Raw genomic sequence first — 19,917 nt, forward strand, 5'->3', positions numbered from 1 at the left:
GTCCCGACAGACCGGGCCTACGAAAGGGCGCTGTCGCGCCTCGCCGCGGCGACGAAGACCGCGGGCGTCGCCCCGAGCACACGGCGGAAGTGCCGGGCGAGGTGCGCCTGGTCGTAGAAACCCGCCAGCGCCGCAGCCTCCGCGGGCGCGGTGCCTGCCAGCATCCATCGCCGCGCGAGATCCACCCGCCGCCCCGTCACGTACCGGTGCGGGGCGATGCCGTAGGCGCGCGAGAACGACCGGATGAGGTGAGCCGGGTGGGCCCCGAGCACGCTGCCCGCCTGCGCCAGGGTGAACGTCTGGGTCAGGCGGTCATCCAGCAGAGCACGCAGCCGCCGGGCCAGGGGGTCATCGTTCGGGACCGGCGCCCGTTCCCCGTCGAGGTGGTCGCGCACCGTCTCGCGCAACGCGACGACCGCCGACTCCCCCGCGAGTTCATCGCCCGGATGGGTCGTTGCGGCGTGCGCGGCGCGGACGGCGGCGGCGGCATCTCTCCTGACGATCGTGGGGCGTTGTGCGGCGGCGGTCACCGCGGCGGCCGGCAGCCACTCGGCGTCGAGGTAAAGAACGCGCTTGCGGAACTCCCGGCCCGGCTCAGCGGTGCGACCGTCGTGGGCGACGTGGGGAGGAAGGAGCGTGAGCGTGCCGGGGGCCGCGATGTGGGCGGATCCGTCGAGGCGGTACCGCACCGCCCCCGTGTCGATGAGGAGCACGGTCCACGCGTCGTGCGTGTGCGACGGGTAGGCGTGTTCGCGAAACGTGGCGTGCAGCACCTCGCGGACACCGGGGATCCCGCTCCGCCACGCACGCACCGCGTCGGCCATGTGAGAAACGTACAAGACGGGAGCTGCCGGTCAGGCCGATCCTTGGACGATGCCCGAACCCTCCACCGAGATCCGCTTCGACACGAAGGTCGCCGTCGTGCTGCGCGACGACCTCCTGCCGTGGCAGGAACTGAACGTCACCGCCTTCCTGATGTCGGCCATCGCCACCAGCGCCGCCGACCTCGTCGGCCACCCCTACGAAGACGCCGACGGACGCACGTACCTGCCGATGCTGCGTCAGCCCGTCCTGGTGTTCAGCGCCGACACCGTGACGCTTTCCGGCGCGCACCGGAAGGGCCTCGAACGCGATCTCGCGATGGCCATCTACACGCGCGACCTTTTCACGACCGGTCACGACGCCGCCAACCGCGCCGCCGTGCGCGCTGTCGCGACGGCCGACCTCGACCTCGTCGGTGTGGCGCTCCGAGGGCCCCGGAACGTCGTCGACCGCACGATCAAAGGCGCGCGCATGCACGAGTGACGGCGGGTGCGCGTCAGTTCGCGGCGACGACGGCGAGCACGCCCTCGCCGTAGGCTTCGCGCTTCTTCGCACCGATGCCGGTGACCCCGTCGAGGTCGGCGAGCGTCGCGGGACGCGCCTCGGCGAGGGCACGCAGTGTCGCGTCACCGAACACGATGTAGGCGGGCACGCCCTGCTCGCGCGCCTGCTCGGCACGCCAGGCCCGAAGGGCTTCGAACAGCTCGCGATCGCCGGCGGCGACCGTGTCGGCAGCCGACGACTTGCGCGCGCGGCCCCCTCCGGACGACGACCCCGGACGCCCGAGAACGTCACGGCGCAGCGGCACGGGGGCCTCGCCCCGCAGGACTCCCGCACTCGCCTCGCTCAGTGCGAGGGTGCCGTAGTCACCCTGCGCGACCAGGATCTGGCGGGCGAGCAACTGCCGAACGACGCTCCGCCAATCCTGGTCGGACAGGTCGGCGCCGATGCCGTAGGTGGCGAGCTTGTCGTGGCCCTGCTGCGAGATGCGCTCGGTCTTCGCTCCGCGGAGGATGTCGATGAGGTGCCCGGCGCCGAACGACTGCCCCCGCTCGCGCTGCAGGCGAACGATGGTGGAGAGCAGCTTCTGTGCCGCGACGAGGCCGTCCCACGTCTCGGGCGGTTGCAGACAGGTGTCGCAGTTGCCGCAGGGGCCCGACGCCTCGCCGAAATAGTCGAGCAGATTCTGTCGTCGGCACGCCACCGTCTCGCAGAGTGCGAGCATCGCGTCGAGGTGCTGCCCGAGGCGCAGCTTGTAGGTGCGGTCGCCCGGCGACTGATCGATCATGCGTCGCTGCTGCACCACGTCGCCGAGACCGTACGCCATCCACACGACCGATGGATCGCCGTCACGGCCCGCACGACCGGTCTCTTGGTAGTAGCCCTCGACCGACTTGGGGAGGTCGATGTGGGCCACGAACCGCACGTCGGGCTTGTCGATGCCCATACCGAATGCGATGGTCGCGACCATGACGACACCGTCGTCTCGGAGGAACCTCGACTGGTTCGCCGCGCGCACCTCTGCCGGGAGCCCCGCGTGGTAGGCCAGCGCATCGACACCTTGCCCGCGGAGGTACTCGGCGGTCTGCTCGACGGTCTTGCGGCTCAGCGCGTAGACGATGCCGGCCGCGTTCTCGGGCTGCGACCTGATGAACGCCACGAGCTGACGGCGCTGGTCGACTTTCGGCTCGATGCGGTACTGGATGTTCGGCCGGTCGAAGCTCGCGACGAACCGTCGCGCGTCGGGGAGGTGCAACCGTTCGACGATCTCGCGGGCCGTCGCCGCCGTCGCCGTCGCCGTGAGCGCCATGCGGGGAACACCCGGAAAGCGCTCGGCAAGATCGCCCAGGGCGAGGTAGTCGGGCCGGAAGTCGTGGCCCCACTGCGAGACGCAGTGCGCTTCGTCGATCGCGATGACACTGAGGCGCCCGCGCTGCAGCAGGCTGAGCGCCGAAGCGGTGTTGAGCCGCTCGGGCGCCACGTAGAGGATGTCGAGCTCGCCGGCGAGGTAGGCGTTCTCGGTCGCTCGACGTTCGTCGGCGCCCTGGGTGGAGTTGAGGAACGCCGCACGCACGCCGTTGGCCACGAGCGCTTCGACCTGGTCGTGCATCAAGGCGATGAGCGGGCTCACCACGAGCCCGGTGCCCGGGCGCACGAGAGCGGGCACCTGGTACGTCACGCTCTTGCCGCCGCCGGTCGGCATGAGGACCACCGCGTCGCCGCCGCCGATGACCTGCCCGACGATGTCGGCCTGGTCGGCGCGGAACTCGTCGTAGCCGTAGACCTCGTGCAGCACCTCGCGCGGATCGCGACCGGTGAAGTCGCGCCGGGGAGAAGCAGAAGGGCGAGCGGATGCTGCGGAAGGGCGCCCCACGCGGTTCGAGCTGACCGCCCGGTCGAAGGGCGCGCCCTGGCCGTCGCTCGGGGGCGGGGGTGCGTCGAAATCGTCGGGCGGAGCGAGCTCGTCGGCGTTCCACTCGTAGCCGTCGTACGGGTCGACCACCGCGCTCGCGTTCGGGTCGAGGTCGGGGCCGGGAGTCACCCGCCTACGATAGCCGCCGACACCGACACCCGACCTCGGTGACGAGCGATGTGGAGAAGCATCCGTCGCTCACAGTCCGGCGAATCAGGTGGCGGTGGGCGGCGGGAAAGCCAGCTGGGCGGTGAGGAATCCGTGGTCGCGGCTCACGATCTGCGCGCGTCCCGGAGCCGACTTCACGGGCTTCACCCGGCCGATGAGCGCCCCCTCCTCGGGGTTGCCGCCGAGCAGGATGCCCGTGACGCCGAGGTCGGTGAACCGCTGGATGATCGGGTCGTACGCCGCACGGCTCGCGCCTCCCGCGCGGCGGGTGAGGATCACGTGCAGGCCGAGGTCGGCCGCCTGGGCGAGCAAGGGCTGCAGCACCGCGAGCGGGTTGCCCTGACTCGTGGCGACCAGGTCGTAGTCGTCGACGATGATGAAGCCGTCGGCGCCCTTCCACCAGCTGCGCTCGCGCAGTTGGTCGGCGGTCACGTCGGGCCCCGGAACCCGCCCACCGAAGTAGGTCGCGAGCTCGGAGAGTCCGCCCGTGGCCAGGTCGTGCGAGGTGAGGTAGGCGCCGAGGTACTCCGCGGGGATCTCGCCCAGCAGCGCGCGTCGGTAGTCGACCACGAAGATCTTGGCTTCGCTGGGGGTGTAGACCCTCGTGATCTCCCGCACCAGGTTGCGCAGGAACGAGGACTTGCCCATCCCGGCGTCGCCGTACAGGTAGAGGTGCGGTTCGTTGCGGGGGTCGATACCGAAGGGAGCCAACTGCGCCTCGTCGATGCCGAGGAGCAGACGGGGATCGTTCGGCTCGGCCAACGACCGCAGTTCGTCGAGCTCGATGAGCTCGGGCAGCAGACGAAGCTTCGGGCCGGCCGGGCCGTGCCAGGCCGCCGAGACGCGCGCGATCATCGCGTCGACACCGTCGCCGAGCGTCGAGGCGTCGTTGGCCCCGTCGATACGGGGGATGGCGGCGAGCATCTGCAGCTTGGCCGGGCTGAGGCCACGCCCCGGCTGGCTCATCGGCACGTTCGCGGCCTTCTTGCGATCGATCTCGGAGTCGGTCGGGTCACCGAGGCGGAGCTCGATACGGGTCTGGATGAGGTCTTTCAAGCTGGCGCGGATCTCGAGCCACCGGTTGGCCGTGATCACGACGTGCACACCGAAGCTCAAGCCCCGAGCGGCGATGGTCTGCACGCGGGTCTCGAGGGCTTCGTACTCGGTGCGGAGCGTCGCCCAGCCGTCGACCACGAGGAAGACGTCGCCGAATCCGTCGTCGACGAGGCCGCGTTCGCGGCGCTGACGGTAGGTGTCCATCGAGTCGATGCCGTTGCGCCGGAAGAACTGCTCGCGGGCGTCGATGATCGACTCGACCTCGGCGACCGTTCGCCGCACGGCCTCGGCCTCGGTGCGGGTCGCGACGCCGGCGACGTGCGGGTGACGCTGCAGACCGGTGAAGCTGCCGCCGCCGAAGTCGAGCACGTAGAACTGCAGCTCCTGCGGGGTCGCGGTCAGGGCGAGCGCCGAGACGAGGGTGCGCGCGAGCGTCGACTTTCCGCTGAGCGGCGAGCCCACGATGGCCGCGTGTCCGGCCGCTCCGCCGAGTGACACCGTCAGACGGTCGCGGCGCTGCTCGAGCGGCACATCGACGATCGCCAAGGGTACGGTCAGCGCACCGGCGGCGCGCCAGCTCGGCGAGATCAGACCGAGCCGCGGGTCTTCGATGAGGTCGGGCATGAGCTCGTCGAGCGACGCGGGCTCGTCGAGCGGCGGCAGCCACACCTGGTGCGCCGCGGGCCCGCGCCCCTGCATGCGCTCGACGGCGATGCGGAAGGTCGAGCGTTCCTCGCGGGGTTGCGCCACCGGCCCGACGGCCACCTCGAGCTCCGCGGCGTCGTCGGCCGCGGTCTCGGGCTGCGCCGCGGCGGTGAACAGTTCGATGATGGCGGGCTCGCGCGACGAGCCGTCGGCGTCGGCGGTGGGCGCGCTGAGGACGGTCTTCGGACGACCCGAGACGTAGGCGGCCCGGAACTGCACCAGGTTCTCGGTGTCGCTCTTCAAGAAGCCGACACCGGGCTCCTGCGGCAGGGTGTACGCATCCGGGGTTCCGATGATGGTCCGCGATTCGGCCGCCGAGAACGTGCGCAGACCGATGCGGTACGACAGATAGGTGTCGAGGCCGCGCAGCCGGCCCTCCTCGAGACGCTGCGAGGCCAGCAGGAGGTGCACGTGGAGCGAGCGACCGACCCGGCCGATGTTGAGGAAGCTCTCGACGAATTCGGGCTTGGCCGTCAGCAGCTCGGAGAACTCATCGACGACCACCATCAGTGCGGGCAGCGGCGCAAGCTCGGTGCGCCCACCCTTTCGGGCCTTCTCATAATCGCCGACGTTGGAGAAGTTGCCGGCGGCCCGCAGCAGCTCCTGCCGGCGGACGACCTCTCCCTGCAGCGCGTCTTGGAATCGATCGACGAGGGCCAGCTCGCTGCCGAGGTTCGTGATGACCGCCGAGACGTGCGGCATCTCGACCATTCCGGCGAAGGTCGCACCGCCCTTGAAGTCGACGAGCACGAAGTTCAGCTGCTCGGGCGAGTGCGTCATCGCGAGGGCGAGCACGAGGGTGCGCAACACCTCGGACTTACCCGATCCGGTTGCACCGACCATCACACCGTGGGGCCCCATGCCCTGCTGCGCCGCCTCTTTGAGGTCGAGCACGAGGGGTGTGCCGTCGGGCTCCTGGCCGATCGGGACGCGCAGGCGATCGCGCTCGAGGCGCCCCGCCCAGGCACGGTCGAAATCGATCTCGCGCACGTCGGGCAGTGAGAGCAGTTCGACCAGCTCTTGTTGACCCGCGGAGGCGGGAGTGTCGCTGACCGCGGTGGGAGCGGAGCGCAGCGGCATGAGCCGACGCGCGGTCGCCTCCGCCTCGGCGATCGTCATCGTGTCGGGGACGAACGTGCGTGAGCCGTCGGCGAGGTCGATGAGCTCGGCCGTCGCAGCCGCTCCGTTGCCCGCACCCACCGAACGCGGACGGAGGCCGGCCGCCGCCTCGGACTGCCCGGCCGCCCCCGACAGTGCGATGCGCGCGACGGCGGGATCTTCCAGCTCCGCCCATCGAGAAGGCAGGTCGATCACCGTGACCGCTTGCATGCCCTCGGCACTGACGATGGGGTTGCCCGGTGGGAGGTCGACACCGTCGACGACGATCACGACGTGGGGGGTGATGCCGCCGCCCGGTGCGAACCGGGGGCGCTCGCGCAGCTGCACGGGGAGCATGTCCTCGAGATCGTCGAGCGACGACGCGATCATGCGGGCGGGCCCGAGCTTGTCGTGCTCGCGCGACGACATCGCATGGGGCAGCCACTTCGCCCACTCCCACGAGGCCAGCTGTGCGGGCCCGGCGAGAACGGCGATCACCACGTCTTCCGGGTCGTGCAGGGTCGCGGTCCCCGACACTATGGCTCGGGCGAGCGAGCGCGCGGCCTCTTCGTCGGGGCCGACGATCTCGACCCGGGCGTAATCGGTGAGCCGGACGCCGAGCGGGAGCGCCGGCTGCACCTCGTGCGTGAGCATGAACCGGTGCGCCGCCGACGCCGCGACCGGGTCGAGCTGGGCGAGTGGGGGCAGCTCGGGCGCCTCGAGCGCGAGGCTCAACGGCTGGTCGGCCGTGCCGATGCGCGTGAGCAGGAACGTCTCGTCGGCGGGCTCGCGTTCCCAGACGCGGGAGCGCTCTTCGGCGATGAAGGGCAACGCGGACGGCGCGGGGATCACCCATCCCCCGTGTCGACGCTGCTTGCGCGCGGCGACGCGGACCGTCTCGCGGAGCTCGCCCAGGTACGCGAGGTACTCGCGGCGGTTGCCGAGCACCTGCGCGTTGCGCTGCGAACGCTGGCGCCAGCCGTTGACGGCGACGAAGCCGAGGGAGGACAGCAGGAACATGCCGCCGATGAGGAATCCCGTGGGCCCGGCGTTCGAGACGGTGACCATCACGATGGCACCGACGCTTCCGAGCATCGGCAGGAGCGAACTCAGGATGCCGCCGCCACCCTCGTTCGGAACGAGCTCGGGCGGCGGCTGCAGCACGACACGACCGCTGGGCACCGAGGGTGGCGCGATACGGGGGCCTTTCGTCATGATCCGGCCCCGATCAGACGGCTGACGGTGAAGATCCGCTCGCCCAGCCGCACGCGCACACCGTCGTCGAGACGGGTGCGGACGCCGGCTGCCAGCACACGACCACGCCCGTCGTCGTCGACGAGCTCGGAGCCGTTGGTCGACCCCGAGTCGGTAACCCAGGCGGTCTCTCCGTCGTGCTCCAGACGCAGGTGGGTCTTGGAGATGAGCCGGTCGGGGTCTGTCACGACGATCAGTGCGTCTCCGGGTTCGGTGGCGACGGGATTGCGGCCGAGGTTGACCGCGGTGGGTAGTGCGAGCTGCGCGCGCTGGCCCGTGTCGAAGACGAGCAGCAGTTCGCCGCCCGGAATGCGTGGCGCGGCCGACGCCGGCGCGAGGGCGGCCGGAGCCGGGGCGGGTGAGACCCCCGCGGGAGCCGGCGTGCGGGCAGCAGCGGTGGGCACGTTCGCCGGGGGCAGAAGCGGGGGTGCACCCCAGACGGGTGCGATCGGCACCGCGGGGGCTGGCCGTCCGACGGCGGCCTCGGCGGCGCGTCCTGTCTGGGCGGAGGAGCGACCCATGACGGTGGGGGTGGCGAGAGCGTACGACTCCCCCGCCGCGTTGCGATCCCGTCGGGGGACGGCGACGACCACGGTCTGCGCGGCCTTGTCAGCCCACGAACGACGGCGGCCCGATCGGTCCCACGCGGCCGAGGCCTGCACGACCCACGCGCCCACGAGGAGCACGAGTGCACCGAGCCCCACGAGCGAACCCCGGACGAACGCGCGCCCGGCTCCCGGCGAGTAGGGCGCGTCTGCACGGGAGACCCGAAGCCGCATGAGGGCGGCGCCCGGACCGATGCCCCAGCGCGCCTGCGCGATCCACAGCGCGAGGATCGCTTCGGCCGCGACGAATGCCGCGAGGACGAGCGACGACGCGAGCAACCCCGCGCCCGCGGCGAGCGCCGCGACGACGACGACGTCGATCGTGAAGGCCAGCAGACGCGCACCAACCGTGGCCGGTGTGCCCGTCGGCGGCGGCTGCGGGCTCATGCGGCCATCATTCCACGCACGACATCGACGGCGTTCGCCGCGAGCAGGCTCGCGGGCAGTGAAAGGGCGACGGCGATCCACTCGAATCCGTCACCGGCGCGAGACCACCGGAGCGAGTTCACGCCCCGACCGGCGGGGATCACCAGAAACGCGGTGGCCGCCCCCACGACGAGGCACCCGCCCGCGAGGAGTGACAGGAGGCCGGCGTCGGCCGTCGGGATGACCGCGCCGAGGACGGCGCCGACGACCGCGGCCGCCCCGATGCGCAGCATCCACCTCGTCGAGGGAACGGTCGACTTGCGCGCCCCCAGCATGAAAGCGAGCACCACGGTCACGGCGAGGGCGATGCGTCCGGCGAAGACGAGCGGATCGTCGCTGACGAGGGAGGGGAATGCCGCCGGCGCGGCGGCGGCCGCAGCGGTGACGAGGGCGAAAGTGCCTGCGGTGAGCCTCGCGGTCGATCGGGCGACGAGCGCGTCGGCGTCGTCGGCATCGATGGAGTGCACCTCTTCGGGCATCTGCTGCCGGACGCTCCATCGCGTGGTCTGAAACCGGGCGTAGTCGATGAAGGTGCCGGGGGCGACGTCGACCAGGCTCGACACCAGCACCCGGTACGCGACGGGACCCAGCCCGAGCGTGACCGCCGCGGCCGACGCCGCGTCGAGGTGGACGATGAGGGCCGTACCCCAGACGGCCGCGAGGACCAGCAGCACCACCATCGCCGCGCGCACCTCGGCGCTCAGCGAGGGGGAACGGCTGATGACCCCCATGACGGCCGCGGCGGCCGCGGCGGACATGAGCCCGGTGAACACCGCCAGCACGGTCGTAGCGGCGGGAAGATCGGGGACGCAGGCTGCTCCCGATCCGAAGGCGAGCAGCAGAATGCCGATGACGGGCACCGACGGCTGCTGCTGACGGCTCGAGACCCGGGCGGCGAAGACGACGCCCGCGACGAGCGCGGCGGCGGCCGTGGCGAACCCGGCGATCTGTCGGGTCGCCGGGTCGAGAGCGCCGGGCGCGGCGATCGTGAGGACGGCCAGCAGCGCACCCACGCCTCCGACGAACCACCATGCACCACCGGTGAGGCCGGCCGGACGATCCGCGGTGCGCGCGCGCCGGGGTGCCACCCGCGCAAGGTCGACGAGGACGACGACAGCCCCGTCGCGCAGTTGGTCGATCCGGCTGGTCGGGTCGATCTCGCGGCCGTCGGTCTCGAGCAGCACGTCGCGGCCGGATTGGAGGCGCAGACCCACGGCGCTCAGCGCGTCGCCGACGGCGGCGGACGCGGGCACGGCGATGTCGTGTCGGCGTGATCCGTCGACGATCACCAGGCGTCGCCGTTGCGCCGTCTCGGTCGTCACGCCCTCATACCTGCCTTCGCCAGCCGGCCCCGACGCGCACGTCGTGGAACTCCGACCCACAGTATCGGCCACGGCCACTCGGCATCGGTCACAACGTCCCCGGTCGCCGCATCCGAGAAGCAGCACATGAAAAGATTCTCATGTCAAGACCGGCACCCCCGCTTGAAGCGATGGCTGCACCACCCTACGTTTCTCTATGAGTGCGCTCGGTCCATAACATGGCCGTGTGCGCGGGGGCGTTCGTCCCCGATCCAACGCTGGACCGAACCGCCCGTTCTACGGGCGAATCAGAAAAGGGGATGAACGTGGCAGATGTCATTTCCGCCGAAGAAGGCGCCCTCCGTCGGGGCGCCGAGGCGGTAAACACGGCCAAGGCCGGTATCGATCAGCAGGTTCGCAAGGTCCGGGGCGAGATCGAACAGGTCTCCGGCTTCTGGACGGGTGCCGCCGCCGGCGGGTACACCCAGCTGATGCAGCGCTGGAACGACGAGACCACGAAGCTCAACCAGGTTCTCGTGACCCTCGAAGACTCACTGCGCGGCACCGAGAGCGACCAGGCTGCGTCCGAGGATTCGCACCAGCAGACCATCGGCAACCTCGGCTCGATCCTCGGCTCCTGAGCCGTTCGACGACCTAGAGAAAGAGATACCGTCATGCAGTCAATGTCTGTACGCCCCGAGCAGGTACTCGCGCTCGCCGGGCAGATCCGCACCGGCTCCGCCGGCATCCGCACCCGCATCGAAGAACTCGAGTCCGAGGTCGGCAAGCTCCGCTCGGCATGGGATGGCGAAGCGCAGGCCGCTTACGACCAGGCCCAGCTGCAGTGGAACCAGTCGCTTGCGCGCCTGAACGAGCTGCTTCAGCAGATCGCCGGCAAGACCGAAGAAATCGCGCAGGGTTACGTCGCGACCGACAAGACGGCCGCCGGACGCTTCGTCTGACACACCGTCGCTGCGGGCCGGTGGCCGGATGCTCGCATCCGCCCCCGGCCCGCACGACCGTCCGCGGGCCGACGCGCTCGGGACAAAGCTTTCTGAGACTTTCAATGAGGGGCAGGGGGATCTCTTATGGGTGAGGTCATCAATCTCGACGGCGACGTCGCCGTTCACAACGCGAGCAATCTGCACCAGACCGCCGCGGAGCTTCCGTCGACGACGGTGATCTCGCGGGTGCACGGCAATCGCACCGAGCCCGCTGCCGAGTTCTTCACGACCCGCCTCGAAGATGCATCGGGCACGCTCGGCGCCTCCATCGAGAACCTCCGCGCCTTCGTGGCGCTCAACGCCGACGCCCTCGCGCATGCGGTCCAGGCCCTGCGCGACACCGACCGCATGTCGGCCGACGCCGCGGATCAGGCCACGGCGATGATCGACGACATGGCGACCTCGCCCACCGGGTCGGCCCCGCAGAAGCCGTCCGGCTCGGACGTCGAGTCGCAGACGCGCAACGCTTTCGGCTCACGCTGACGACCCCGCGGACACGGTCGATGACGAACGAGCGGATGAACGCCACGGGCACGAGGTCGCGGGTGCGCTCGCGCGCGGGCGCCGCCGTGCTGGCGTTCGCCCTCGTCTCGGTGTCGGCCGCGTCGGGCCCGTCTGCTTTCGCCGCCTCGGGCGGCTGGTGGTACGACACCTACGACATCGGCGCGGTGCACGCGCAAGGTCTGACGGGAGACGGCGTCGAGGTCGCCTCCCTCGGCGCGCAGATCAACGCCGACCTCCCCGTCTTCGCCGGCCAGAACCTGACCGTCGCCGACGAGGTGGTCTGCGCCGACGGCGGGGCGGCCGTCTCGACCGAGCCGACCCGATCGATCGTCCACGACACGACGGTCGTCGCCTACATCAACGGCAACGGCACCGGTACGGGTGAAGTGCGCGGCATCGCGCCGGGCGCCGCCGTTTCGTTCTATGCGAACGGACCCGCGTCGGACGCCGGCTGTTTTCCGGCCCAGTATCCCGACGACCTCACGACCTTCGGCTGGGGTCTGCAGCGCGCCGTCGACGACGGGGCCCGCATCGTCACCACCAGCACGACCAGCCAGTGGTCGGCCGGTGACGCCGAAGCCGTCGCGAACGCCGTGGCGAAAGGCGTGATCGTCGTCGTCGCGACCCCCAACCCCTCCACGGCATCACCCTCGGGGTATCCCGAGGGGTACAACGGCGTCGTCGCCGCCAGCGCGGTCGACAGCGCCGGTGCTCTGCAGGTGCGCGACGACGGATCTCCCCAGGCGCTCGCCGACACGACGGTCGTCGCGGCCGGGTCGGAGCTGCCAGCGGTGGGCGACTGGAACTCGGCGACGTGGGACACGTCGCTGACCGGGACCGGGTCGTCGTTCGCGTCTCCCCTCGTCGCCGGGATGCTGGCGGTGGTGGCGCAGCGCTACCCCGAGGCGACCGGCAACCAGCTCATCCAGACGCTGATCCACAACACCGGGGTCGATGACCACCCGCTGGAGCGAGACGAAACGGGCGGATACGGCTACGGCGCCGCCTGGCTCACGCACATGCTCGCGGTCGATCCCACCCAGTACCCCGACGTGAATCCGCTGATGGACAAGAGCAGCGGTGCGCCGAGCGACGAGCAGGTCGCAGCCGCCGCCGCGCGCGATTTCGCGCTTCCGTTCGCCGAAACACCGACCGCGGATGCGACGCCGAGCGACAGCTTCGCCGAGTACGGCGACGACGCGGCCGCCGAGCCCGACGTCGGCGACGCGGCTTTTCCGGCGTTGCTCCCGATCATCCTCATCGTCGTCGCCCTCATCGTCGCGGGCGGCATCATCCTCGTCGTCGTGATGACGAACGCCCGCAAGAAGAAGAACCTTCAGGGAGGCCCCTCATGACCGGTCCGTGGGAAGAACGACTGATTAATCTTGCCGAAGGCGGGCGGGAGTGGGACCTTCCGAGCCGCGATGAGCTGATCGAGAGGCTCGCTCAGCTCCGTTACGTCTTCGAGAAGGTCGCGAGCGAACCGGGCCTCACCGGCCGGTCGGGCCTGAGTGCGACCGACACGTTCAGCGGCGCGAGCAAGCGCATCACCGCCCTCATCGAATACCTCGAGGAGGATCTGCGGGCACGCGTTGCGACGGCCAACGCCGAGCGGGCTCGTGCGCAGGGATTCCTCGCGCAGCTCTCGGGCGGCAATCTCAGCCCGGCGCAGGAGGCGATGGTGCGCGGCGCCGCTGCCGGCACGACGATCGTGCTCGGACCGCTGTCGATCCTCGCCGGCGAAGGGGCGATCAACGCGCTGAACTCGCACCTCGGGGCGCAACGCGAAGAAGACGCTCAGCACGCCGTGAGAACCGTCAGCGTCAACCTCGACGACATCCAGGTTCCCGAGCCGCCGCACTTCCCTCCCACGAGCGGGGACAAGGTGTTCGATGACCCCATCCCCGGCGGAACGGGTGACAGCGGCGGAACCGGCGGCACAGGCGGAACGGGCGGACGCCCACCGAGCTTCGAGCAGTACCCCGACTTCAACGTGAAGCCGACGGACAACGGCGGCGACCCTGAGATCGAGGTCGGCCTTGTTCCCGAAGGCCCGACTGATGGCGGGCCCGACGGTGGGCCCGACGGCGGGCCGGACGGCCCCGGTGGTCCGATCCTCGATCTCGATCCGATTCCGGACGGGCCGGGAACGGACTACGTGACCCCCGACGGACCGGTCGGAGACGGGATCTCGACCCTTCCCGGCACCGGCCCCGGAGGCGGCTCGGGCGGCAGCGGCGGCCTCGGAGGCGGCGGCGGAGTCTCGGGCGGCGGCCTCGGCGTCGGCCTCGCTGCCGGTGCGGGTGGCGCGGCGGCTCTGGCGCGCTCGGGCCGGACCGGCGGCGCGGGAGTGCGCGCCAACGGGCTGGGCGGAACCGGCAGCGGAAAGCTCGGCAGCGGCGGCGCCTCGCCGAACTCGCGCACCGGCCTCTCGGGCGGGCTGCTGGGCAAGAGCGGCGGAACCGGCGGCGTCGGCGGGACCGGCGGCGCGCAGTCCGCAGGCGCAGCGGGTGGGCGCGGCGGAGTGATGGGCGGTGGCGGCGGCCAGGCGGGCGCAGCAGGCGGGCGATCGGGCAAGAAGGACGGCCAGGACAAGGGCCGCGGCCTCGGCGGGCCCATCGCCCCGCACCTCGAAGACGACGAAGATCTCGGTCCCCGGTCCGAGAACGCGGGCGCCGGCGGCCGCGAGTGATGAACTCAACCACGCACGTGTCACACCTCACGCACACCAGGAGCACCCATGAGTGATCGCATCTCCGCCACCGAGGGGGCTCTCGCGCGCGGCGCGGAAGCCGTCTCGGGCACGCATCTGAACATCCACGAGAGCACGCACCGCGTGCGTTCCGAGCTCGAGGAGCTGGCCGCCCACTGGTCGGGCGATGCCGCGCAGTCCTATTCGGCACTCGTCACCGAGTGGACCGCGGGAGCCGACAAGCTGAACTCCGTGCTCGTGCGACTCGAAGACGCGCTGCGGACGACCGCGACCGCGCAGGCCGCCAGTGAAGATGACCACCGCACGACCATCGGCGGGCTCAACGCCCTCCTCGGGGGAGAGTGACCATGAGCGACCTGCGAGTCACACCCACGGCGCTGCACGCCGCTGCTGACCGGCTTCGGTCGGAGAGTTCCCGGATCGAGAACGCACTGCGCGGCCTCGAGCAGGAGGCCAACCGGCTGCGGGGAAACTGGGACGGCGCTGCCCGCGTCGCCTACGACAACGCCCACGCCCAGTGGACGTTCGCGCTGGACCAGATGAACGCGGTGCTGGCCCGGATCGCCGGTGCGACCGACCAGATCGCCGACGACTACGTCACCGCCGACCGCCGGTCGGCGAAGCTGTTCTCGGGCGGATAGGACATCGCGGGACGGGACGACGCACTCGCGTCGGGCCCGCCGGTGACGGGTGACGTGCGCCGCTAAGCTGACCGCGGACGTAACGCCGGGCGCGCTCGCAGCCTTGGGGAGACGGGGAGCAAGTGAGTCAGACGATGAACGCGCAGCGGGCACTGCTGCGCATCTCGGTGCAGAGCGAGGGTCGCAGGCTCGACATCGGTGTGCCCGCTCAGGTGCCCCTCGTCGAATTCATGCCCGGTTTCGCCCGCAGCCTCGGGGTTCTCGACCCCACCATGACGTATGCGGGCTACGCCCTGCAGAAGGCCGACGGCACCGTTCTCGACGCCTCACAGGGCGCCGCGGTGCAGGGAGTGGAAGACGGCGAAGTCTTGACGCTCGCCCGCGGCGGTCTCGTCGCTCAGCCGCGCGTCTACGACGACATCGTCGAAGCCGTCATCGACGCGACGAATGAGCAGAACCGACCCTGGACGACGAAAGACAACGCCCGCACCGCGCTCGCGGTCAGTCTGACGCTGCTCGGAGTGTGCGCGGTGCTGCTGCTCGCGGCGGGGCCGTCACTCGGCATCGGCACGCTCATGGCCGGGGGCGGGGCCGTCGCGCTGCTCGTCGTCGCCGCGGTGGTGGCGCGCCTGGGCCAGCTCGAGGCGGGACAAGGCCTCGGTGTCGCCGCAGCCGTCTTCGCGGGCCTCGCCGGCTACCTCGCGGTTCCCGCCACCTTCGACCTGTGGGGGTGGCCCCTCGCGGCCGCCGGCGGGGGCGCTCTGATCGCCGGGGGCGCGGCGCTCGCGCTGATGCCCGACCGGTCGGAGATTCAGCTCACCCCGCTCGTCGCCGGCGGCATCATCGGGATCACCGGAGCGATCGCCGCACTCCTGCCGGGCGCCGAGCCCACCCCTTACGCCCTCATGATCGGTATCACGGCGACACTCGGGGGAGCTCTGCCGTGGCTGGTCCTGAGCTCGACCCGGATCAAGGTCATCTCACCCCAGAGCGACGCCGAGGTGTTCGCCGAACCCGTTCCGATCGACGCGGCCGAGGTCGCGCGGCGGAGCGCCCAGGGCCGCCGCATCCTCATCGCCCTCCGAGTTGCCCTCGGCGCCGTGGTGCTGGCCGCGACGCCGCTGGTCGCCGCCGAAGGAGCCGCCGGCGCTCTGCTGTGCACCCTCGCGTTCGTCGGCATGATGTTCCCCTCCCGCCAGACCTACGCGCGGGCCGGTGTGATCACGGTGATGGCCGTCGGCACGATCGGACTCGGTGTCGCGGGCCTCACGATCTCGCTCACCCAGCCCGATCTGCGGCTCGTCCTGCTGGTCCTCCTCACCGTCGCGACCGTGTGCGTGGTGACCCTCACGCTCCTGTCTCCGCGTGCCCGTCTGCGGCTGACGCGGTTCTCCGACACGATCGAGCTCCTCGTGCTCGCGTCGCTCCTGCCGCTCGGCGTCATCGCCGCCGGACTGGCGTAAGGGATGGCCACCAAAGGCGACCTCATCGAGGCGCAGAACTTCTCGCGCCGACGCCTGCTCACCGCGTTCGTCAGCGGTGCGCCCGGAGGCAAGGAGCTCGAGCCCACGTCGCCCATGCGGGCGGTCATCGCGGCGATCGCACTCACGGTGCTGGTCGTCCTCGTGGGTGTCTTCTACGGGTTCATCCGACCGGGACTGCCGAGCGGGTGGGAGAACGGCAAGCTGATCCTCGTCTCTGACACCGGCGCTCGGTTCGTCACGGTCGACGGCGTGCTGCACCCCGTGATCAATACGGCGAGCGCGCGACTCCTGCTGCCCTCCTCCGACTTCAGCGTGCTCTCGACAGACCAGCAGAATCTCGAGGGCACGCGTATCGGCGACACCCTCGGCATCGTCGGCGCACCCGACGAACTGCCCGCCCCCGACCGCCTGAGCAACGTGGGCTGGAGCGCGTGCGTCGCCGACGACGGCGGCCTCGACGTGCGGATCGGAGCGGCGACGCCCGCACCCGCCGACGAGCGCGCCGTCGTGGTCGAATCGGACGGCAACCTCTATGTCATCGACGGCGACAGCAGCTTCGCCGTCGCCGACAACAGCGACGCCGTCCTGCGCGCCGCCGGCATCACCTCGCTCGACCCGGTGAGGGTGCCGGCGGAGTGGCTGAACCTGTTCACCCCCGGCACGCCGCTCGCCCCCCTCGCCGTCGAGGGTGCCGGTACGTCGATCGCCGGCACCGATCTGCCGGTGGGAACGGTCGTGCACGTCACGGGCACCCCCGATACAGAGCGCCTCCTGGTGCAAGCCGACGGCGATCTCGCGGCGCTCCCCCCGCTCGCGTGGCAACTGTCGCTCTTGAACAGCGGCAGCGGCGAGACGGTCGAGGTCACGAACGCGCAGATCGCGGCGCTCGGAACGGCGCCGCGACCGGCCGGAGGAGCCGATTGGCCCGCCGACGGCTTCCAATCGATCGCGGGCGACCAGCGCGCGTGCGCCACTCTCGTCGCCGGCGAAGGTCAGGCCGTCACCGCCCTCGCCACGCAGGAGGCCGAGCTCCGGGTCGAGACGGGCGTGCACATCGAACCCGGAAGCGGCGCACTCGTCCGCGCCGGCGGAAGCGGCGCCCAGAGCACCGGGATCGTCACGCTCGTCGACGCGACGGGTCGCGCCTACCCCCTCCCCGGCGCCACCGACGAGACCGTGCTCCGGTTGGGCTACACATCCGCCGACGTGGGTTCGGTGAGCGACGGATGGACCGCGCTGCTCTCGACGGGGCCGGCACTGAGCGAGGCCGCGGCGGGTCTGCCTCCCGTCGCCGAGGCTGAATGACCGGCGTGCACCGCGCCCGGCTGCACCCGGGAGCGACGGCGGGGATGCTGGGGATCGTCCTGGCGTTCTCGGCCACCCCTGCCGCGCTCGCCGCCCCGACGAGCGTGAGCCCGGTCCGCAGCGCCGTGTCGGAGCAGTGCACCGCCGCCACGCGGATCGAGCAGGCTCCACCCGCACTCGACTCTCTGCAGACCGAGGCCGCATGGTCGGTGACCCGTGGAGCAGGTGTCACCGTCGCCGTCGTCGATTCCGGCGTCTCGACGAGCAATCCCCACCTCTCGGCGGCGGTGACCGGCGGGATCAACCTCGTTCCCGACGGCACCGACGCGACGGGCTCGGCCGACCTCTACGGCCACGGGACGGCGATCGCCGGTCAGATCGCCGCTCGACGCATCGACGGTTCGGGTGTCGTCGGTCTCGCCCCCGATGCCCGCATCCTCCCGGTGCGCGTCTTCGCCGGCGTCGACGACGAGCAGGTCGAAGCGGGATTCGGACCCTCGACCGTACGTATCGCCGAGGGCATCCGCGCCGCCACCGACCTGGGCGCGCAGATCATCAACGTGTCGATGAGCACGGCCACCCCCGACCAGGCCCTCGCCGACGCGGTGTCCTACGCCACCGAGCGCGGCAGCCTCGTCATCGGCAGCTCCGGCAACCGCGACTCCACGCTCGCGGTGGAGGAGAACGACGGCGACGGGGCACGCTACCCGGCCGGGTACGCGGGCGCGCTCGGCGTCGCCGCATCCGATCTCTCCGGCAGCCCCACCGACGCGAGCATCCACGGACCCCACGTGGCTCTCGCCGCCCCCGGGGAGCAGATCGTCACTTCGTCGGCGGCGGGCGGCGATTGCGCCTATGCCGCCGACGTCCCGGCGACGAGTTACGCGGCCGGTTACGTCTCGGCCGCCGCGGCCCTCGTGGCCGCTGCCTATCCGGGCGAGACCCCCGCGCAGTGGGCGTACCGCCTGCAGGCGACCGCCGTGCGCCCCGACCCCGACGCGCGCGACGACGAGACGGGATGGGGCATCGTCCAGCCCTACGACGCGCTCACCCTGACGCCCGGCAGCGGCATCCGAGGCCCCACGAGCCCGTTCCTCGACGCTCCCCCGCCCGCCGCCGGCGATGCCGCGGTCGCCCCCATCGCGGTCGTGGACGACCCGGGGGCCGATGCCGCAGCGATCCGGATCGCGATGATCACCGGCCTGGGCGCGCTGGTCGTGCTCGGTGCCGTCGGCGCCCTCAGCGTGCTCGTCACTCGGCGCCGCAGTGAGCGCGCGTCTCAGGCGACGACGGCATCCACCCGGGGCGGCGGCCTGTACGGCGATTCCCCGCCGCTCTGAGCGACGACGGCAGCGCTACTGATCGTCGGCGCGGCGGAGCGAGAATCGCGCAGCGCCGAGGAAGAAGTCCCCGCTCACGGGCACCGGCGATGCGGCGCTCACCGGCTGCTCGGCCCCGGAGCCGTCGACGAGCGAAATACCGTTGACCGACCCCAGGTCGCTGATCGACCAGGCGCCACCTGCCCACTGCAGCTGGGCGTGCTCTTTCGACACGGTCCGGGTGTCGTCCGTCACCGTGACGTACTGGGCCTCGCCGCGGCGGGACTGGGGGTTCCGGCCGAGGACAACGGTGCGGGCGGTGATGGGCAGAACCTCTCCGGAGGGCACGACCAGCTGCCAGGCCCGTGGTCCGCTCGCGATCGACGTCTCATCGTCCAGCGGCGCCTCGAGCGACCGCCGACGATACGGGCCGGCATCCGGTACGACCGTGACGGGGGGCGCCGCGACGGGCGGCGCGGCGACCGGCGGCGCGGCGACGACCGGGGCGGCGGCCACGGGCGCGGCGGCGGGTGCGAGCGGTGTGGCTGTCGTCGCGGGCGGCACCACGGCTGCCGGCGGAGCGAGTACGGGCGGAGCCGCCGGGGCCCACGCGGCGGCGGGCGGTGGGGTGAACGCGGGCGGGAGGGCGCCGACCGCGACGACACCGGATGCGGCGAGCTCGGGCGTCTCGTCGGCGTCGTCGTCATCGGGGCTCGCCGCGGCGACGGGCTCGTCGCCCGCGATCACCATCGCCCACACCGGGGGCAGCAGCACGGCGAGCGTCGTGGCGCCCGCACCGCGTCCGACGCCCACGTTGATGCGATGGGCGGCGAGGGCGCGCAGCACGACCGCGTAGACGCAGACGAACGGCACCAGGAGCAACGACACCTTCACCGGGTCGACGCGGCCCAGCCGCAGCACCTCGGCGTCGTTCAGCAGGGGCACCCATGCCCGCCACGCTTCGGCGCCGTGCGCCTGCAGCACGCGGGCGAGGCCGAGCGCGTACCAGACGTGCCACGCCGCCAGCGCGAGGAAGAGTCCGAGCGAGGCGAAGGCGGCCACCGCGAGGATGGTCGGTGTATCCGTCACGGGGGGTCCT

General features: G+C 71.6%; 17 protein-coding genes. 11 read left to right on the forward strand and 6 right to left on the reverse strand.

All coding sequences use genetic code 11. The annotated features are described in order from the left end of the window. Positions 1 to 17: 17 nt before the first annotated feature. A complete protein-coding gene (locus ACFXQA_RS03715; RefSeq protein ID WP_394518446.1) occupies positions 18 to 824 on the reverse strand; it encodes an AraC family transcriptional regulator in 807 nt (268 codons plus the stop codon). Between the two features lie 49 nt (positions 825 to 873). Here ACFXQA_RS03715 and ACFXQA_RS03720 point away from each other — a divergent pair, with 49 nt between their 5' ends. After that, complete coding sequence (locus ACFXQA_RS03720; protein ID WP_394518447.1) at positions 874 to 1,305, forward strand: DUF2000 family protein; 432 nt, start codon at positions 874 to 876, stop codon at positions 1,303 to 1,305. Between the two features lie 13 nt (positions 1,306 to 1,318). Here ACFXQA_RS03720 and recQ read toward each other — a convergent pair whose 3' ends face one another. From recQ to ACFXQA_RS03740, 4 genes are all read right to left on the reverse strand, one after another. Further along, positions 1,319 to 3,325, reverse strand: coding sequence for a DNA helicase RecQ (gene recQ / locus ACFXQA_RS03725; protein ID WP_394519072.1), 2,007 nt, complete (start codon positions 3,323 to 3,325; stop codon positions 1,319 to 1,321). A gap of 123 nt (positions 3,326 to 3,448) precedes the next feature. After that, positions 3,449 to 7,477, reverse strand: coding sequence for a type VII secretion protein EccCa (gene eccCa / locus ACFXQA_RS03730; RefSeq protein WP_394518448.1), 4,029 nt, complete (start codon positions 7,475 to 7,477; stop codon positions 3,449 to 3,451). After that, positions 7,474 to 8,508 (reverse strand): RDD family protein, encoded by a 1,035-nt coding sequence (locus ACFXQA_RS03735; RefSeq protein WP_394518449.1) that lies wholly within the window; start codon positions 8,506 to 8,508, stop codon positions 7,474 to 7,476. Before ACFXQA_RS03735 ends, eccCa begins: the two co-directional genes overlap by 4 nt. Next, on the reverse strand, positions 8,505 to 9,869 hold the full coding sequence (locus ACFXQA_RS03740) for a hypothetical protein (RefSeq protein WP_394518450.1): 1,365 nt from the start codon (positions 9,867 to 9,869) through the stop codon (positions 8,505 to 8,507). The genes ACFXQA_RS03735 and ACFXQA_RS03740 overlap by 4 nt, the downstream gene beginning before the upstream one ends. Before the next feature lie 299 nt (positions 9,870 to 10,168). Between ACFXQA_RS03740 and ACFXQA_RS03745 the strand changes: the two genes are divergently transcribed. The 10 genes from ACFXQA_RS03745 to ACFXQA_RS03790 all read left to right on the forward strand — a co-directional run bounded on the left by ACFXQA_RS03745 (position 10,169) and on the right by ACFXQA_RS03790 (position 18,839). Next, complete coding sequence (locus tag ACFXQA_RS03745; protein WP_394518451.1) at positions 10,169 to 10,489, forward strand: WXG100 family type VII secretion target; 321 nt, start codon at positions 10,169 to 10,171, stop codon at positions 10,487 to 10,489. A gap of 42 nt (positions 10,490 to 10,531) precedes the next feature. Beyond that, the gene (locus ACFXQA_RS03750; RefSeq protein ID WP_394518452.1) at positions 10,532 to 10,810 is read left to right on the forward strand and encodes a WXG100 family type VII secretion target; all 279 of its coding nucleotides are present in this window, start codon (positions 10,532 to 10,534) and stop codon (positions 10,808 to 10,810) included. A 126-nt stretch (positions 10,811 to 10,936) separates the two neighbouring features. After that, positions 10,937 to 11,335: a hypothetical protein gene (locus ACFXQA_RS03755; RefSeq protein ID WP_394518453.1), complete on the forward strand. Its 399-nt coding sequence runs from the start codon at positions 10,937 to 10,939 to the stop codon at positions 11,333 to 11,335. Between the two features lie 35 nt (positions 11,336 to 11,370). Continuing rightward, the gene (locus ACFXQA_RS03760) at positions 11,371 to 12,711 is read left to right on the forward strand and encodes a S8 family serine peptidase (RefSeq protein ID WP_394518454.1); all 1,341 of its coding nucleotides are present in this window, start codon (positions 11,371 to 11,373) and stop codon (positions 12,709 to 12,711) included. Further along, positions 12,708 to 14,048 (forward strand): hypothetical protein, encoded by a 1,341-nt coding sequence (locus ACFXQA_RS03765; RefSeq protein ID WP_394518455.1) that lies wholly within the window; start codon positions 12,708 to 12,710, stop codon positions 14,046 to 14,048. The genes ACFXQA_RS03760 and ACFXQA_RS03765 overlap by 4 nt, the downstream gene beginning before the upstream one ends. 48 nt (positions 14,049 to 14,096) lie before the next feature. Further along, entirely contained in the window at positions 14,097 to 14,414 is a 318-nt protein-coding gene (locus ACFXQA_RS03770) for a WXG100 family type VII secretion target (protein WP_394518456.1), read from the forward strand. A gap of 2 nt (positions 14,415 to 14,416) precedes the next feature. Continuing rightward, the gene (locus tag ACFXQA_RS03775; RefSeq protein WP_394518457.1) at positions 14,417 to 14,710 is read left to right on the forward strand and encodes a WXG100 family type VII secretion target; all 294 of its coding nucleotides are present in this window, start codon (positions 14,417 to 14,419) and stop codon (positions 14,708 to 14,710) included. 122 nt (positions 14,711 to 14,832) lie between these two features. Then, entirely contained in the window at positions 14,833 to 16,173 is a 1,341-nt protein-coding gene (gene eccD / locus ACFXQA_RS03780; protein ID WP_394518458.1) for a type VII secretion integral membrane protein EccD, read from the forward strand. 3 nt (positions 16,174 to 16,176) lie between these two features. After that, positions 16,177 to 17,499 carry a type VII secretion protein EccB gene (gene eccB, locus ACFXQA_RS03785; RefSeq protein WP_394518459.1) on the forward strand — a complete coding sequence of 441 codons (1,323 nt, stop codon included), beginning with the start codon at positions 16,177 to 16,179 and terminating at the stop codon, positions 17,497 to 17,499. Then, positions 17,496 to 18,839, forward strand: a complete 1,344-nt coding sequence (locus tag ACFXQA_RS03790; RefSeq protein WP_394518460.1) for a S8 family serine peptidase — start codon at positions 17,496 to 17,498, stop codon at positions 18,837 to 18,839. The genes eccB and ACFXQA_RS03790 overlap by 4 nt, the downstream gene beginning before the upstream one ends. Before the next feature lie 15 nt (positions 18,840 to 18,854). Here ACFXQA_RS03790 and ACFXQA_RS03795 read toward each other — a convergent pair whose 3' ends face one another. Further along, positions 18,855 to 19,907: an FHA domain-containing protein gene (locus tag ACFXQA_RS03795; protein ID WP_394518461.1), complete on the reverse strand. Its 1,053-nt coding sequence runs from the start codon at positions 19,905 to 19,907 to the stop codon at positions 18,855 to 18,857. Between the last annotated feature and the right edge of the window lie 10 nt (positions 19,908 to 19,917).

The sequence above is a fragment of the Microbacterium shimangi genome (assembly GCF_043556445.1).
In the GTDB taxonomy this organism is placed as follows: domain Bacteria; phylum Actinomycetota; class Actinomycetes; order Actinomycetales; family Microbacteriaceae; genus Microbacterium.

Bases quoted from the DNA above. Each gene is read 5' to 3' on its own strand.
- eccB (WP_394518459.1), top strand. From the start codon at position 16,177: ATGGCCACCAAAGGCGACCTCATCGAGGCGCAGAACTTCTCGCGCCGA.
- ACFXQA_RS03745 (WP_394518451.1), top strand. From the start codon at position 10,169: ATGAACGTGGCAGATGTCATTTCCGCCGAAGAAGGCGCCCTCCGTCGG.
- ACFXQA_RS03790 (WP_394518460.1), top strand. From the start codon at position 17,496: ATGACCGGCGTGCACCGCGCCCGGCTGCACCCGGGAGCGACGGCGGGG.
- ACFXQA_RS03735 (WP_394518449.1), bottom strand. From the start codon at position 8,508: ATGAGCCCGCAGCCGCCGCCGACGGGCACACCGGCCACGGTTGGTGCG.
- ACFXQA_RS03755 (WP_394518453.1), top strand. From the start codon at position 10,937: ATGGGTGAGGTCATCAATCTCGACGGCGACGTCGCCGTTCACAACGCG.
- ACFXQA_RS03765 (WP_394518455.1), top strand. From the start codon at position 12,708: ATGACCGGTCCGTGGGAAGAACGACTGATTAATCTTGCCGAAGGCGGG.
- ACFXQA_RS03750 (WP_394518452.1), top strand. From the start codon at position 10,532: ATGTCTGTACGCCCCGAGCAGGTACTCGCGCTCGCCGGGCAGATCCGC.
- ACFXQA_RS03775 (WP_394518457.1), top strand. From the start codon at position 14,417: ATGAGCGACCTGCGAGTCACACCCACGGCGCTGCACGCCGCTGCTGAC.
- ACFXQA_RS03720 (WP_394518447.1), top strand. From the start codon at position 874: ATGCCCGAACCCTCCACCGAGATCCGCTTCGACACGAAGGTCGCCGTC.
- ACFXQA_RS03760 (WP_394518454.1), top strand. From the start codon at position 11,371: ATGAACGCCACGGGCACGAGGTCGCGGGTGCGCTCGCGCGCGGGCGCC.
- ACFXQA_RS03770 (WP_394518456.1), top strand. From the start codon at position 14,097: ATGAGTGATCGCATCTCCGCCACCGAGGGGGCTCTCGCGCGCGGCGCG.
- eccCa (WP_394518448.1), bottom strand. From the start codon at position 7,477: ATGACGAAAGGCCCCCGTATCGCGCCACCCTCGGTGCCCAGCGGTCGT.
- ACFXQA_RS03715 (WP_394518446.1), bottom strand. From the start codon at position 824: ATGGCCGACGCGGTGCGTGCGTGGCGGAGCGGGATCCCCGGTGTCCGC.